Origin of the sequence: Klebsiella sp. CN_Kp097 (assembly GCF_040064495.1) — a bacterium.
Lineage (GTDB): Bacteria > Pseudomonadota > Gammaproteobacteria > Enterobacterales > Enterobacteriaceae > Klebsiella > Klebsiella aerogenes.
This window is the reverse complement of sequence record NZ_JBEAIL010000033.1, coordinates 16,561-32,124: the sequence shown is the minus strand read 5'-3', so window position 1 is coordinate 32,124 and position 15,564 is coordinate 16,561. Positions and strand designations below refer to the sequence as shown.

Sequence of the window (15,564 nt, the reverse complement as noted above, 5' to 3'; positions counted from 1 at the left end):
CAATTGGGTGCATTGCCGTTCTAACTCTTTTTACTTCGCCTGACGCTTCTGGTACTCGCTCGCGGCTTTCACAAAGCCTGCAAACAGCGGGTGGCCGTCACGCGGCGTCGAAGTAAACTCCGGGTGGAACTGGCAGGCCACAAACCACGGATGGTTCGGCACTTCGATGATCTCGACCAACTGATCATCCCCGGAACGGCCCGCAACGCGCAGGCCGGCAGCTTCAATCGGTTTCAACAACATGTTGTTGACTTCGTAGCGGTGACGATGGCGCTCGGTGATAGTCGGCTCGCCGTACAGCTGACGGACCAGAGAATCATCACCCAGCTGGCACTGCTGCGCGCCAAGGCGCATGGTGCCGCCGAGGTCGCTCTTCTCGGAACGAACTTCAACGTTGCCTTCTTCGTCACGCCATTCGGTAATCAGCGCCACCACCGGGTACTTACAGTCTGGCACAAATTCCGTAGAGTTGGCGTTTTCCATGCCCGCTACGTTGCGCGCGAACTCAATCAGCGCAACCTGCATACCCAGGCAGATACCCAGATATGGAATATTGTTCTCACGCGCATAGCGCGCGGTGGCGATCTTGCCTTCAACGCCGCGGTAGCCGAAGCCGCCCGGGATGAGGATCGCGTCTAAATCTTTGAGGATTTCGACGCCGCGCGTTTCAACATCCTGCGAATCGATAAGCTTGATGTTGACGGTCACGCGGTTTTTCAGACCACCGTGTTTCAGCGCTTCAATCACCGATTTGTAGGCATCCGGCAGTTCAATGTACTTACCGACCATACCAATGGTGACTTCGCCTGCCGGGTTAGCTTCTTCATAGATTACCTGTTCCCATTCGGCCAGGTTTGCTTCCGGACAAGTTAAGCTGAATCGTTTACAAATATAATCGTCCAGCCCCTGAGATTTCAACAGGCCTGGAATTTTATAAATGGAATCGACGTCTTTCAGAGAAATCACAGCCTTTTCCGGGACGTTACAGAACAATGCAATTTTTGCACGTTCGTTGGCCGGAACCGCGCGATCGGAGCGGCAAATCAGGATATCTGGCTGGATACCGATGGAGAGCAGCTCTTTAACAGAGTGCTGAGTCGGTTTAGTTTTGACTTCACCCGCCGCCGCCATGTATGGCACCAGGGTCAAGTGCATGAACAGGGTATGCTCACGGCCGATTTCTACCGCCATCTGGCGAATAGCTTCGAGGAACGGCAGGGATTCGATATCGCCTACGGTACCGCCGATTTCAACCAGCACCACGTCATGGCCTTCGCCGCCAGCCAGTACGCGCTCTTTGATGGCGTTGGTGATGTGCGGGATAACCTGTACGGTTGCGCCCAGGTAGTCGCCACGGCGCTCTTTACGCAGAACGTCGGAGTAGATTCGACCGGTAGTGAAGTTGTTGCGGCGAGTCATCTTGGTGCGGATGAAGCGCTCGTAGTGGCCCAGGTCCAGATCGGTTTCAGCGCCGTCTTCAGTAACGAACACTTCCCCGTGCTGGATTGGGCTCATGGTGCCCGGATCGACGTTGATGTACGGATCCAGTTTCATGATAGTTACATTGAGCCCACGGGCTTCAAGAATGGCTGCCAGGGAAGCTGCGGCAATGCCTTTACCCAGAGAGGATACGACCCCGCCGGTCACAAAAATATAGTTCGTTGTCATGCTGAACCTGAGAAGTTAGGGTAAAACGATGGAATAACCAGGACGGGAAAGTAGTATACCCGAACATGCGTGACGCCACAAACTTTCATTCTCCCCTCCTCTTCTTTCTACCAGCCGCACCTGCGTTGCGACTCGAACAACTCGAAGAGGCAGGCTACATGGTGTTTCAACAACATAACGGAATGAGAAAATAGCCGCTTTTGGCGAAATGTTTTTGACGTAAATCAAGCGCTTGTTATTTATAAAATCACACAAATAGCGCTTGATCACGAAAACTCGTTAGAGATCAGTTTCCTGGCGTTTTACTTCCTGCCACACTTCTTCCATGGTTTCGAGGTCAACGCCGGTCATTTCCAGACCTCTGGCGGCGACAATCCGCTCAACTTCGCGGAAGCGGCGCTCAAATTTGAGGTTCGCTTTCTGCAATGCGACCTCAGCTTTAACCCCTAAATGACGGGACAAATTCACCGTGGCGAACAGCAAATCGCCCACTTCTTCCTCAAGTTTAGCGTCATCAACCACCGCCTGCTGCGCTTCATGCATGACTTCATCTATCTCTTCATGCACTTTATCGAGCACCGGGCCAAGCGAGGTCCAGTCAAAGCCCACCGCCGAGCAGCGACGCTGAATTTTATGCGCGCGCATCAGCGCCGGCAGGCTATGCGGAATATCATCCAGCGCCGAGTGTTGCGCCTTTTCCGCTCGTTCCGCGCTCTTAATCTGCTCCCAGCGCGCCAGCACTTCCGCACTGTTCCCGGCCGAAGCATCGCCAAAGATATGCGGATGACGACGTTCCAGTTTGTCGCTGATGGCGGCGCAGATATCGTTGAAATCAAAACGCCCTTCTTCCTGCGCCATCTGCGCATAGAACACCACCTGGAACAGCAGATCGCCAAGCTCGCCGCGCAGATCGTCAAAATCTTCGCGCGCAATGGCGTCCAGCACTTCATAGGTCTCTTCAAGGGTGTAAGGGGCGATAGTGGCAAAGGTCTGTTCTTTATCCCACGGGCAGCCGTTTTCCGGGTCGCGTAGGCGACGCATAATACCGAGCAGGCGGTCAATTTGAGTCATGTAACAATCCTGGAAATTTAAAAATAGTAGGCCCGCAAAGGCATTTATGCCTTATCCGGCCTACAGACGAATTAACCGCCGTGCAGACGACGCGCGTCGATCACATCCGGCACCTGGTTCAGCTTGCCGAGCACCCGGCCCAACACCTGCAGGTTGTAGATTTCAATGGTCATATCGATGGTCGCCAGCTGCTGTTTCGTATCGCTGCGGCTGGCCACCCCCAGCACGTTCACCTTCTCGTTGGCAAGAATAGTGGTAATGTCGCGCAGCAGGCCGCTGCGGTCGTTGGCGACCACGCGCACCACCAGCGAATATCCCGCCGAATAGCTCTCACCCCATACCGCATCAACGATGCGTTCCGGCGCGTGAGACTGCAGCTCAGCCAGCTGATCGCAGTCGGCGCGGTGTACTGAAATCCCGCGCCCCTGGGTGATAAAGCCGACGATTTCGTCGCCGGGGATCGGCTGGCAGCAGCGGGCAATGTGATGCATCAGATTGCCGACGCCCTCAACCACCACCCGGCCATTATCTTTGCTGCGGTTCTGCGGGGTGTAGGTTTTTTGCTGCAGTTGCTTCAGCGCGGCGGCATCCTGCTCGGCGGCGCTCGGTTTGTTGAACTGCGCCTGCAGGAAGTTGACCATCTGGTTAAGGCGAATATCGCCGCCGCCGATAGCCGCCAGCAGTTCATCCAGTTCATTAAAGTTGTAGCGCGGCAGCAGATGTTTCTCGGCATCCTTCAGGCTGATGCCCAGATGCTCGAGCTCATCGTCGAGGATCTGCCGCCCGGCGAGAATGTTTTTATCGCGATCCTGTTTACGGAACCAGGCGTGAATTTTGGAGCGTCCACGGCTGGTGGTCACGTAGCCAAGGTTCGGGTTCAGCCAGTCGCGGCTTGGGTTCGGCTGCTTCTGGGTGATTATCTCAATCTGATCGCCCATCTGCAGCTGATAGGTGAACGGCACAATGCGCCCGCCAATTTTGGCGCCGATGCAGCGGTGCCCGACATCGCTATGGATATGGTAGGCAAAGTCGAGCGGAGTTGAGCCCGCCGGCAGATCAACCACGTCGCCCTTCGGCGTAAACACGTAGACCCGGTCGTCGAAGACCTGGCTGCGCACTTCGTCGAGCATTTCGCCGGAATCGGCCATCTCTTCCTGCCAGGCGATCAGCTTACGCAGCCAGGCGATACGGTCTTCATGGCCGCGACCGCCGCTCGCCCCGGCGCTGGCCCCCTCTTTATACTTCCAGTGCGCCGCCACGCCGAGCTCGGCGTCTTCATGCATCTGTTTGGTGCGAATTTGGATCTCAACCGTTTTCCCGCCCGGCCCAAGCACCACGGTGTGAATAGACTGGTAGCCGTTCGGTTTCGGGTTGGCGACGTAATCATCAAATTCGTCAGGCAGATGACGATAGTGGGTATGCACGATCCCCAGCGCCGCGTAGCAATCCTGCAAACGTTCAGCGACGATACGTACCGCGCGCACATCAAACAGCTCATCAAAAGCGAGATGCTTCTTCTGCATTTTGCGCCAGATGCTATAGATATGCTTCGGACGCCCGTATACCTCAGCCTTCACGCCTTCATTTTTCATTTCTGAACGCAGGTGGCCGACGAACTCATCGATGTAATGTTCGCGGTCGATACGGCGTTCGTGCAGCAACTTAGCAATACGCTTATATTCGGCTGGATGCAGGTAACGGAAGCAGTAGTCTTCCAGTTCCCACTTCAGTTGACCGATGCCTAAGCGGTTCGCCAGCGGCGCATAGATATTGGTACACTCTTTTGCTGCCAGTACGCGCTCATCTTCGGGTTCATCTTTTACCTCGCGCAGGTGAGCGATACGTTCCGCAAGCTTGATAACCACGCAGCGGAAATCATCGACCATCGCCAGCAGCATGCGGCGAATATTGTCGACCTGTTCTGAGGAGACGGTGTCGGTGTGCGTGGCTTTAAGCTGGCGAATCGCCGCCATATCACGCACGCCGTGAATCAGGGTAACGACGGATTTGCCGACGCTCTCTTGCAGGACCTCTTCGCTGACGACGTTGCCGTCCGCCAGCGGAAACAGTAAAGCGGCCCGCAAGGTATCGATATCCATATTGAGCATGGAGAGAATTTCTACCATCTCCACGCCGCGCCAAAGCAGGAGATCCGCCTGCGGGTGTCCCTGCGTTGTTACGCGACAATAATCCCAGGTCTCGGCTAAGCGCTCACACGACTGCTGGCTGGAAATCCCCAGACTCGCGATCCATTTCTTCGGGTCAAACTCACCAGCTTTATTAAGATGTGCACTTCTTACCGCAACCATTGTCCTCTCCTTAAGGGACTCAGCCTACCGAAGTCAGCAAGCCGTATTTTATACCCGTCATACTTCATCCTTCAGTCCACACCGCCATCAGGCATCTTCACTGTCGCCTCGATGCGGGCTGAACAATTTTATGTAAGCTCGCGCTCAAACAATACTATCGATTCCAGGTGCCCGGTGTGCGGGAACATGTCCAGCATCGCCAGACGTTGAATGCGATATCCCGCCTGAAGCAACGCTTCGCTATCGCGCGCCAGCGTCGCCGGGTTACATGAAACATAGACCATCCGCCGCGGTGCCAGCTTGATAATATGCGCCATCACGCCCGGCGCCCCGGCTCTTGCCGGGTCGAGTAGAATTTTATCAAAGCCATGCTTCGCCCAGGCCTGCCGGGTAACATCTTCTTCCAGGTTTTCATGAAAGAAAGTCACGTTCTGCAATTCATTGAGGGCGGCATTTTCCCGTCCCTTTGCCACCAGCGCGGGTACGCCTTCGACGCCCACCACGCTCGCCGCCACTTTGGCCAGCGGCAGGGTGAAATTGCCCATACCGCAAAACAGATCCAGAACGCGGTCCTGCGGCTGAATATCTAACCAGGCCAGCGCCGTACGCACCATTTTCTGGTTTACGCCATCGTTGACCTGGATAAAATCGCGCGGACTGAACACTAAGCGTAGTCCGTCTGACGTGTACCATGGTTCATCGCCGCGAATATGTTCAAGTATCTCGCTTTGCGGCGCGAGGTACAGGGATAGACCGTGAGTTTGCGAAAAACGTTCCAGTTTTTCTTTATCCGCCGCCGTCAGCGCGGCGGTATGGCGTAAAACCATCAGCGGGCCATTATCCGCCTGCACCAGTTCAACGTGGCCAAGTTGACGTTGTGATTGCAGGCTGGTTAAACACTCGCGCACCGCGGGTAACAACGCCTCAAGTTGGGGCACCAAAACGGGGCACTGCACCACATCGATGATTTCGCTGGAGTTGGCCTTGCGAAAACCCATCTGCAGTTGTTGGGTCTTTGGCTGATAATTCAAGCTCAAACGCGCCCGACGCCGGTAGCCCCAGGGTTCAGCGGCTATAATGTCGTCAACGTCACGTTTCATCAGGCGGGAGAGCGCGGCGCGCTTGCTTTGCTGCTGTAGTTCAATGCTCGCATGTTGCTGCTGACATCCGCCGCAGACGCCGAAATGCGGGCAGCGCGGCGCGACGCGCTGTGGGCTGTCGTTGAGGCGGCGTTTAACCTGAGCGCGGGCATACTGTTTTTTATCCTCTACCAGCACGACTTCCGCCTGCTCTTGCGGCAACAGGCCGGGGATAAACAGCGCCTTACCCTGATGACGGGCTACGCCCTGGCCAAAGGGATCAAGGTCATTTACCGTCACGGTTATGATCTGGCGCGTCGTCACACGCCGTTTTGCAGAGTAGAATTGCGCCATCGTAGAGGATTATCTCAAAAATATACTGACTCTATACATGAAATCATTCGGGCTACCAATGCAGAAGCCGTCTGAAGGTTGATATGTATATTCTCCCATAATGGAACCGCATGACCAACTACAGCCTACGTGCTCGCATGATGATTCTTATTCTGGCGCCGACCGTTTTGATTGGTCTGCTGCTCAGTATTTTCTTCGTTGCCCACCGCTATAACGACCTGCAGCGGCAGTTGGAAGATGCCGGCGCCAGTATTATCGAACCGCTGGCGGTATCCAGTGAGTACGGCATGAATTTGCAAAATCGCGAGGCGATCGGCCAACTTATCAGCGTGCTTCACCGCCGCCATTCCGATATCGTGCGGGCTATTTCTATTTATGATGCTAAAAACCGGCTGTTCGTTACCTCTAACTTCCAGCTCGATCCGCGGGAAATACAGCTCCCGCGCGGCGTGCCCTTCCCTCGCCGACTGAGCGTCACCCGCCACGGCGACATCATGGTGCTGCGCACGCCTATTGTGTCAGAAAGCTATCTGCCCGATGAGTCGCCGGAAAGCGATGCTAAAATGCCGGACAATATGCTCGGCTATGTGGCGCTGGAGCTCGACCTTAAATCTGTGCGCCTGCAGCAGTACAAAGAGATATTTATCTCAAGCGTCATGATGCTGTTTTGTATCGGCATTGCGCTGATTTTCGGCTGGCGCCTGATGCGCGACGTGACCGGACCGATTCGTAATATGGTCAACACCGTTGACCGCATCCGCCGCGGCCAGTTGGATAGCCGCGTTGAAGGTTTTATGCTCGGCGAGTTGGATATGCTGAAAAACGGCATTAACTCGATGGCGATGTCGCTGGCGGCCTACCACGAGGAGATGCAGCACAATGTCGATCAGGCGACCTCGGATCTGCGCGAAACGCTGGAGCAGATGGAGATTCAGAACGTCGAGCTGGATCTGGCGAAAAAGCGCGCCCAGGAGGCCGCGCGCATCAAGTCCGAGTTCCTTGCCAATATGTCGCACGAGCTACGAACTCCGCTTAACGGCGTGATTGGCTTTACCCGCCTGACCTTGAAAACCGATCTCAACGCTACCCAGCGCGACCACCTGACCACCATCGAACGTTCGGCGAATAATCTGCTGGCCATCATCAATGACGTGCTGGATTTCTCCAAGCTCGAAGCGGGCAAGCTGATTCTGGAAAGCATTCCTTTCCTGCTGCGTAATACCCTGGATGAAGTGGTGACCTTGCTGGCACATTCGGCGCACGATAAAGGTCTTGAGCTCACCCTCAACATTAAAAGCGATGTCCCGGATAATGTGATTGGCGATCCGCTGCGCCTGCAGCAGGTGATCACCAATCTGGTGGGTAACGCGATTAAATTCACCGAACACGGCAACATTGATGTGCTGGTTGAACAGCGGGCGATGAGCAATTCGCGAGTACAAATCGAAGTACAGATTCATGATACCGGCATCGGCATTCCGGAGCGCGATCAGTCGCGGTTGTTCCAGGCCTTCCGTCAGGCCGATGCCAGTATCTCACGCCGCCACGGCGGCACCGGCCTGGGGCTGGTTATCACTCAGCGGCTGGTCAAAGAGATGGGCGGCGATATCTCATTCCATAGTCAGCCGAACCGCGGTTCCACTTTCTGGTTCCATATCAGCCTTGACCTGAATCCGAACGCCATTACCGACGGTTTCGATACCCATTGCCTGGCGGGCAAGAAGCTGGCCTACATTGAAGCCAATACCACCGCTGCGCAAAGCACGATGGAACTGCTGGCAACCACACCGCTGGAAGTGGTCTACAGCCCGACGCTGTCAGCGCTGCCGGATGCGCACTACGATATTTTACTGGCCGGTATTCCGGTGTCGATGCGCGATCTCAGCAACCAGCGGGAAAAACTGGTCCGCGCTTGCTCACTTTCCGATACCCTGGTGCTGGGGCTGCCTTGCCACGCGCAGGTTAGCGCCGAAGAGCTGAAAAGAAACGGTGTTACCGCCTGCCTGCTTAAACCATTGACCTCCACGCGGCTTTTCCCGGTGCTGATGGCCTCTTGCCGCGCGCAGCCGCCGGTGCCACAGCCCTATATCGATAGCGATAAACTGGCGATGACGGTAATGGCGGTAGATGATAACCCGGCCAACCTCAAGCTTATTGGCGCGCTGCTGGACGATCTGGTGCAGCATGTCATTCTGTGCGATAGCGGCCAGGATGCCGTAGAGCAGGCCAAACAGTCGCAGTTGGATCTCATTCTGATGGATATTCAAATGCCGGATATGGACGGCATTCGCGCCTGTGAATTGATCCGCCATCTCCCGCATCAGCAGCAGACCCCGGTGATCGCGGTGACCGCCCACGCCCTTGAGGGGCAGCGCGAGAAACTGCTGGCCGCCGGGATGAACGATTATCTGGCGAAGCCAATTGAAGAAGATAAGCTTAGCACCCTGCTGTTGCGCTATCAGCCCGGCATGCACGTCGCCGCGCCGCAATTAGCCGAACCGGTGGAGCCGGTTATCGATCATAACGTCACGCTCAACTGGCAGCTGGCGCTGCGTCAGGCTGCCATGAAACCAGACCTCGCGCGGGAGATGCTGCAAATGCTGCTCGCCTTTATGCCGGAGGTGCGCAATAAAGTTGAAGAACAGCTGGTTGGCGAAACGCCGGAAGGGTTGCTGGATTTAATTCATAAACTGCACGGCAGCTGCAGCTATAGCGGCGTACCGCGGCTGAAAAAACTGTGCCATACCCTTGAAAGCCAGTTGCGCGCAGGTACCGCGCCGGAAGAGCTGGAGCCGGAACTGCTGGAACTGTTAGACGAGATGGATAACGTCGCCCGCGAAGCGTGCAAGATGGGAGTGTAAACCCCGGATAGCGGCGCTGCGCGTCTTATCCGGGCTACCTATGGCACTGGGCCCACCCATTGCACTGGATCTGTAGGCCCGCGCAAGCACAGCGCCGCCGGGCAATATCCGCGGTTAAGGCGCCGCTTTTGCGCCGGATGGCGGCTGCGCCTTATCCGGCCTACGGTCCGTGCGGCCTGTCGTTAATTTATTCACCACACTGACTGAAACTGCCGGTGTTGGTGGCCTCAAAATCGCTGAGACGTTCCCGGCAGGCCGGGATAAGTCGAAGGTACTCGAAGTGGCGATTTTGGCGGCCGGAGCCCTCTGTACGCTCCCTGCGCCACGGAAAACATATTGCAGAAAAAATTAACCGGGAGCGCAATATACTCTGAAGCGAAACGGGATAAACGCCTTTCTCAAGCTATAAAGTTGCAAACCGATAACAGTTGGTAGCCCCGGTAAGCGTAAGCGCCACCGGGGAGAGGGTCCGGATCGCGGCGCTACGCACCTTATCCGGGCTACCAATACCACTGCGCCGGCCGGGTTACCGCTTGCCGCCCATCTCTAATACCGCCGCCACGTTACGTGCCGTCATCCGCACGTTGGCGGCGGCGTTCGCCAGCGCCTCTTCCAGGGTACAGACGGAATAGAGCACGCTAAAGACGGCATCGAGGCCATGCTGATGCACGACGCCAACATCGGCGGTCAGGCTGCCGGCAATCCCAATCACCGGCACGTTGAAGCGTTTCGCAACCTTCGCCACCCCCACCGGTACCTTGCCGTGAATGGTCTGGCTGTCGATACGCCCTTCACCGGTAATCACCAAATCGGCATCAGCCACTAGCTCTGCCAACCCCAGCGCATCGGTCACAATCTCAATTCCCGGACGTAGGTTGGCGCCGCAAAACGCATACAACGCCGCCCCCATACCACCCGCCGCCCCTCCCCCTTCCAGGTTCAGCACGTCAATATCTAAATCGCGGTCGATAATCTGCGCAAAGTGTTGCAGGCCGCGGTCAAGACGCTCAATCATCGCCGCCGTCGCCCCTTTTTGCGGGCCAAACACCGCGCTTGCGCCCTGCGGGCCGGTTAACGGATTGGTAACGTCGCAGGCGACATCAATCCGGCAATCCGCCAATCTTGGATCCAGTTCGCTAAGATCGATCCGCGCCAGCGTCTCCAGCGCGCCGCCGCCCGGCGCAATTTGCTGTTGGCCGGCGCTCAGCAGTTTCGCTCCCAACGCCTGTGCCATACCGGCGCCGCCGTCATTGGTCGCGCTGCCGCCGATGCCAATAATAATCTGCGAAACCCCTGCATCCAACGCGTGACGAATCAGCTCGCCGGTTCCCCAGGAGGTGGTCAGTAGCGGATTACGTCGCGTGGGCGGCACGCTTTCCAGTCCGCTGGCTGCCGCCATTTCGATATAGGCGCAGCGCATATCGCCGGAGAGGCCGTAAAAGGCGTTGACCGGTTCGCCAAGCGGCCCGGTAACACTGACTTGTACGATATGCCCTTGGGTCGCGGCCACCATCGCCTCAACGGTACCCTCGCCGCCGTCGGCAACCGGGACTTTAACGTACTCCGCATGGGGATAAATTTCGCGGAACCCCGTTTCTATCGCGGTGGCGACGTCCAGCGCACTCAGGCTCTCTTTGTAAGAATCCGGCGCGATCACTATCTTCATAAGTGTCCTTAATATGAATAACCCCGGCGACCGGCAGTTGCCGACCCTTACAGGGTCGGCGTTATCTTAGCGAACCATGCAAGGACGTTTGTTATCAAAGGTCCAGTTCGGGATTAAATATTGCATCGCCATGGCGTCATCACGCGCGCCCAGGCCATGTTTCTTATATAGCTCATTAGCCTGCATCACGCGGTCCATATCCAGCTCAACGCCCAGACCCGGCGTCGCCGGCACCTGCACCATACCGCCTTTGATTTCAAACGGCTGTTTGGTCAGACGCTGGTTGCCCTCCTGCCAGATCCAGTGGGTATCGATAGCGGTAATTTTACCCGGCGCCGCCGCGGCAACATGGGTAAACATCGCCAGCGACACGTCGAAGTGATTATTAGAGTGCGAACCCCAGGTCAGGCCGAATTCATGACACATCTGCGCCACGCGTACCGACCCTTGCATGGTCCAGAAGTGCGGGTCCGCCAGCGGAATATCCACCGATTGTAGCGACAGCGTATGGCCCATCTGCCGCCAGTCGGTGGCGATCATGTTGGTCGCGGTCGGCAGCCCGGTCGCCCGACGGAATTCAGCCATCACTTCGCGGCCGGAGAAACCTTGTTCAGCGCCGCAAGGATCTTCCGCATAGGCCAGCACGCCTTTCAGCTGTTTACCTATCTGGATGGCTTCATCCAGCAGCCAGGCGCCGTTCGGGTCGAGGGTCACGCGCGCATCAGGGAAACGCTTCGCCAGCGCGCTAATCGCTTCGGCTTCTTCAAAACCGGCCAACACCCCGCCCTTCAGTTTAAAGTCATTGAAGCCATATTTTTCGTAAGCGGCTTCCGCCAGACGAACCACAGCCTCCGGCGTCATCGCCTCTTCATGACGAATACGATACCAGTCGCACTGTTCATCCGGCTGGCTTTGATAAGCCAGCGGCGTCGCGTGGCGGTTACCGACAAAGAACAGGTAGCCCAGCATTTCGACTTCGCTCCGCTGCTGACCGTCGCCAAGCAGAGAAGCAACGTTCACGCCCAGATGCTGGCCCAGCAGATCCAGCAGCGCCGCTTCAATCCCGGTCACCACGTGAATGGTAGTGCGCAGATCGAAGGTTTGCAGGCCGCGGCCGCCGGCATCGCGGTCGGCAAACTGGTTACGCACGGCGCTCAGCACATTTTTGTACTCGCCCAGCGTTTTACCCACCACCAACGGCGCGGCGTCTTCCAGGGTCTGGCGGATCTTTTCGCCGCCGGGGATTTCGCCAACGCCCGTGTGCCCGGAGTTATCTTTGATGATAACGATATTACGGGTGAAGTACGGCGCGTGCGCGCCGCTCAGGTTCATCAGCATGCTGTCATGCCCGGCGACCGGGATAACCTGCATAGCGGTCACAATTGGCGTTGAAGATGATGTAGTCATAGCGTAATCCTTTTTAATTAATGACGGCCGAAAACGGGGCGTTTACGGTCGAATGTCCAACCGGGAATCAGATACTGCATCGGGCCCGCATCGTTACGCGCGCCGCCTGGCAGCGCCTTATAGGCCTCATGAGCTTTATGCACCTGTTCCCAGTCCAGCTCCACGCCGAGTCCCGGCGCGTCTGGCACGGCGATTTTGCCGTTGATAATCTGCAGCGGATTTTGCGTCAGGCGCGCATCGCCCTCCTGCCAAATCCAATGGGTATCTATAGCGGTCGGATTGCCCGGCGCCGCGGCGCCGACGTGGGTAAACATCGCCAGAGAAATATCAAAGTGGTTGTTCGAATGACAGCCCCAGGTCAGCCCCCAGTCATCGCACAACTGCGCCACCCGAACCGCGCCGGAGAGCGTCCAGAAGTGCGGGTCCGCCAGCGGAATATCGACGGCGTTGAGCATGACCGCATGCCCCATTTCGCGCCAGTTGGTGGCTATCATGTTAGTCGCCACCGGCACCCCGGTGGCGCGGCGGAACTCGGCCATCACTTCCCGACCGGAAAAGCCCTGTTCAGCGCCGCACGGATCTTCGGCATAGGTCAGGACATCCTGCAGCCCTTTGCACAGCGTAATCGCTTCATCCAGCAGCCAGGCGCCGTTCGGGTCAACGGTAATGCGGGCGTCAGGGAAGCGTTTTTTCAGCGCGCGGGCGGTGTCGATTTCCTGCTCGCCAGGTAATACGCCGCCTTTTAGCTTAAAGTCTTTAAAACCGTAGCGATCCTGCGCCGCCTCCGCCAGTCGCACTACCGCGTCGCTATTCAGCGCCTGCTGGTGACGAAGACGGTACCATTCGTGGTCGCCCGGCGTCCGCGCAAGATAGTCCAAATCGGTTTTTTCGCGGTCGCCGATATAGAACAGGTAGCCCAGCACGGTCACCGCATCACGCTGTTTGCCCGGCCCCAATAGTTCGCACACCGGGACATTCAACACCTTGCCAAGCAGGTCGAGCAGCGCGGCTTCCAGCGCCGCTACCGCATTGACTTTCAATTCGAAGGTCCATGCCCCTTTGCCGAAGGTGTCGAAATCCGCCGCCTGATTGCCTTTATGTACCTGCTGCACCACGCGGTTGAGGCGAGCGACTTCCTGCCCAACCACCTGGGGTATGGCATCGACCAACGTCTGGTAGATGACTTCGCCGCCGGGCGCTTCGCCGACGCCGGTATGGCCGGCGTTGTCGGTTAACACCACAATATTGCGGGTAAACCAGGCATTATGCGCGCCGCCGATGTTCATCAGCATGCTGTCGTGCCCGGCGACCGGAATCACCTTCATTTCGGTAACGATTGGGCTGGATTGGGTATTCATGATTAACGCCCCGCAATCGGTTTAAGTTCGATACGTTTGATATCGCCAACCAGCACCAGGTAGCTGAATACCGCCACCAGAGCGTGGATACCGACGTAAATCAGCGCGCCGTTGAAAGAGCCGGTGGTGCCGACGATATAGCCGATAGCGATAGGGGTGACGATGCCGGAAATATTGCCGAACATGTTGAACAGACCGCCGGACAGGCCGCTGATCTCTTTCGGCGCGGTGTCCGCCATTACCGCCCAGCCCAGCGCGCCAATGCCTTTGCCGAAGAAGGCCATCGCCATAAAGCCGATGATCATCCATTCCGCGTTGACGTAGTTACACATCAGCATGGTCATGGACAACAGCATACCCAGTACGATCGGCGTTTTACGCGCGATATTCAGCGAGCCGGTACGGCGCATCAACCAGTCGGAAATAATCCCGCCCAACACGCCGCCGACAAAGCCACACACCGCCGGAATCGAGGCGACAAAGCCCGCTTTGAGGATCGACATGCCGCGCGCCTGCACCAGATAAACCGGGAACCAAGTGATAAAGAAGTAGGTTAACGCGTTGATGCAGTACTGGCCGATATAGATCCCGACCATCATTCGCGAGCCGATCAACTGCTTGATTTGGCCCATTTTTACGCTAAAGGGCACCTTCTGCGCACTGCTCTTCTGATCCATGTTGATCAACGCGCCGCCTTCGGCGATGTAGTCCAGCTCTTTCTGGTTAACGCCTGGGTGGTTATTGGGATCGTGGATCACTTTCAGCCACACGAAGCTGATGACAATACCCAATCCGCCCATAAAGAAGAATACGTGCGACCAACCCACTTCATGGGTCAACCAACCCATAATCGGCGCGAAAATAACGGTGGCAAAATACTGCGCGGAGTTAAAAATCGATACCGCCGTCCCTCTCTCCTGCGCCGGGAACCAGGCGGCCACAATGCGGCTATTACCCGGGAACGAGGGCGATTCGGCAAGGCCGACGAGGAAGCGCAGGGTAAACAGCGCGATGATAATGCCAAAGCCGCTAAAGATATCCACGAAGCCCTGCAGCAGGGTAAACACGGACCAGATAAAGATGGACCAGAAATAGACGCGTTTAGAACCAAAGCGGTCAAGCAGCCAGCCGCCTGGGATCTGTCCGATCACATAGGCCCATGAAAACGCGGAAAAAACGTAACCCATGCCAACAGGATCGAGGCCGATATCCTTGGCCATTTCAGAACCGGCGATCGACAGCGTCGCGCGGTCGCCATAGTTAAAGGATGTGACGATAAACAGCATCACCACTATCCAATAGCGAGCATTGGTGCGCTTTTCAGCGGCGCTCGCAGCCTGACTTAATGAACTCATTGTTGTACTCCTGAATCATAGCGTTTAGCTACGTTCATTCTGAACAGCACAACCTGTAGGGTAATCAGAATGACGTGTTAGTGTTTTTTTCGTTATATCTGGCGTACTGCTTTTGTCACTGGCAGGAAAAGTATAAAAAGAGGCGTCGGCGGGCTCACCGTGCATATACACAGCTTTAGCGGGTGATACTGCGTTAGTTTATGGCGTATGCCTAAGGTTGTGGGGAGTAGTTCACGGAAATGGAAAACCGCCGCCCGCTGATGGGTCGATGGACGACATTACCTTCAGAGTGTGAATCGGCTCTCTTGACGCCGGGGAAACGCAAAGAAAAAAGCCATATCGATAAAGTGGTTATCAGGCAGATGCCCGAAGCCGGGCGCGATGGAGAGCGGTAAGATAACCCTGACCGTTTATCCGGCCACTGGCAGCTTAAGCG

At 56.5% G+C, this 15,564-nt stretch carries 9 protein-coding genes; 1 reads left to right on the top strand and 8 read right to left on the bottom strand.

Translation table 11 applies throughout. From position 1 onward, the window contains the following. Window positions 1-30: 30 nt before the first annotated feature. From pyrG to rlmD, 4 genes are all read right to left on the bottom strand, one after another. On the bottom strand, window positions 31-1,668 hold the full coding sequence (gene pyrG, locus ABLV07_RS23835) for a glutamine hydrolyzing CTP synthase (protein ID WP_015703305.1): 1,638 nt from the start codon (window positions 1,666-1,668) through the stop codon (window positions 31-33). 279 nt (window positions 1,669-1,947) lie between these two features. Further along, window positions 1,948-2,739, bottom strand: a complete 792-nt coding sequence (gene mazG, locus ABLV07_RS23830; protein ID WP_015369966.1) for a nucleoside triphosphate pyrophosphohydrolase — start codon at window positions 2,737-2,739, stop codon at window positions 1,948-1,950. 71 nt (window positions 2,740-2,810) lie between these two features. Then, window positions 2,811-5,048, bottom strand: a complete 2,238-nt coding sequence (relA, locus tag ABLV07_RS23825; RefSeq protein WP_015369965.1) for a GTP diphosphokinase — start codon at window positions 5,046-5,048, stop codon at window positions 2,811-2,813. Window positions 5,049-5,176: 128 nt separating this feature from the next. Further along, window positions 5,177-6,481, bottom strand: coding sequence for a 23S rRNA (uracil(1939)-C(5))-methyltransferase RlmD (rlmD, locus tag ABLV07_RS23820; protein WP_015369964.1), 1,305 nt, complete (start codon window positions 6,479-6,481; stop codon window positions 5,177-5,179). Window positions 6,482-6,591: 110 nt separating this feature from the next. Here rlmD and barA point away from each other — a divergent pair, with 110 nt between their 5' ends. Next, a complete protein-coding gene (gene barA, locus ABLV07_RS23815; protein WP_047077612.1) occupies window positions 6,592-9,342 on the top strand; it encodes a two-component sensor histidine kinase BarA in 2,751 nt (916 codons plus the stop codon). Between the two features lie 526 nt (window positions 9,343-9,868). Here the strand turns inward: barA and ABLV07_RS23810 are convergent. The 4 genes from ABLV07_RS23810 to ABLV07_RS23795 form a co-directional block, all read right to left on the bottom strand. Further along, complete coding sequence (locus ABLV07_RS23810) at window positions 9,869-11,008, bottom strand: glycerate kinase (RefSeq protein WP_103825698.1); 1,140 nt, start codon at window positions 11,006-11,008, stop codon at window positions 9,869-9,871. A 66-nt stretch (window positions 11,009-11,074) separates the two neighbouring features. After that, window positions 11,075-12,415: a glucarate dehydratase gene (gene gudD / locus ABLV07_RS23805; protein ID WP_020078056.1), complete on the bottom strand. Its 1,341-nt coding sequence runs from the start codon at window positions 12,413-12,415 to the stop codon at window positions 11,075-11,077. A 17-nt stretch (window positions 12,416-12,432) separates the two neighbouring features. Then, window positions 12,433-13,773, bottom strand: a complete 1,341-nt coding sequence (locus ABLV07_RS23800; protein WP_047076594.1) for an enolase C-terminal domain-like protein — start codon at window positions 13,771-13,773, stop codon at window positions 12,433-12,435. Between the two features lie 2 nt (window positions 13,774-13,775). Next, entirely contained in the window at window positions 13,776-15,128 is a 1,353-nt protein-coding gene (locus tag ABLV07_RS23795; RefSeq protein ID WP_015369959.1) for an MFS transporter, read from the bottom strand. Window positions 15,129-15,564: the final 436 nt, after the last annotated feature.

What these genes read in the sequence shown, in the direction of transcription:
- pyrG (WP_015703305.1), bottom strand. Translation starts at nt 1,668, where the DNA reads ATGACAACGAACTATATTTTTGTGACCGGCGGGGTCGTATCCTCTCTG.
- mazG (WP_015369966.1), bottom strand. Translation starts at nt 2,739, where the DNA reads ATGACTCAAATTGACCGCCTGCTCGGTATTATGCGTCGCCTACGCGAC.
- relA (WP_015369965.1), bottom strand. Translation starts at nt 5,048, where the DNA reads ATGGTTGCGGTAAGAAGTGCACATCTTAATAAAGCTGGTGAGTTTGAC.
- rlmD (WP_015369964.1), bottom strand. Translation starts at nt 6,481, where the DNA reads ATGGCGCAATTCTACTCTGCAAAACGGCGTGTGACGACGCGCCAGATC.
- barA (WP_047077612.1), top strand. Translation starts at nt 6,592, where the DNA reads ATGACCAACTACAGCCTACGTGCTCGCATGATGATTCTTATTCTGGCG.
- ABLV07_RS23810 (WP_103825698.1), bottom strand. Translation starts at nt 11,008, where the DNA reads ATGAAGATAGTGATCGCGCCGGATTCTTACAAAGAGAGCCTGAGTGCG.
- gudD (WP_020078056.1), bottom strand. Translation starts at nt 12,415, where the DNA reads ATGACTACATCATCTTCAACGCCAATTGTGACCGCTATGCAGGTTATC.
- ABLV07_RS23800 (WP_047076594.1), bottom strand. Translation starts at nt 13,773, where the DNA reads ATGAATACCCAATCCAGCCCAATCGTTACCGAAATGAAGGTGATTCCG.
- ABLV07_RS23795 (WP_015369959.1), bottom strand. Translation starts at nt 15,128, where the DNA reads ATGAGTTCATTAAGTCAGGCTGCGAGCGCCGCTGAAAAGCGCACCAAT.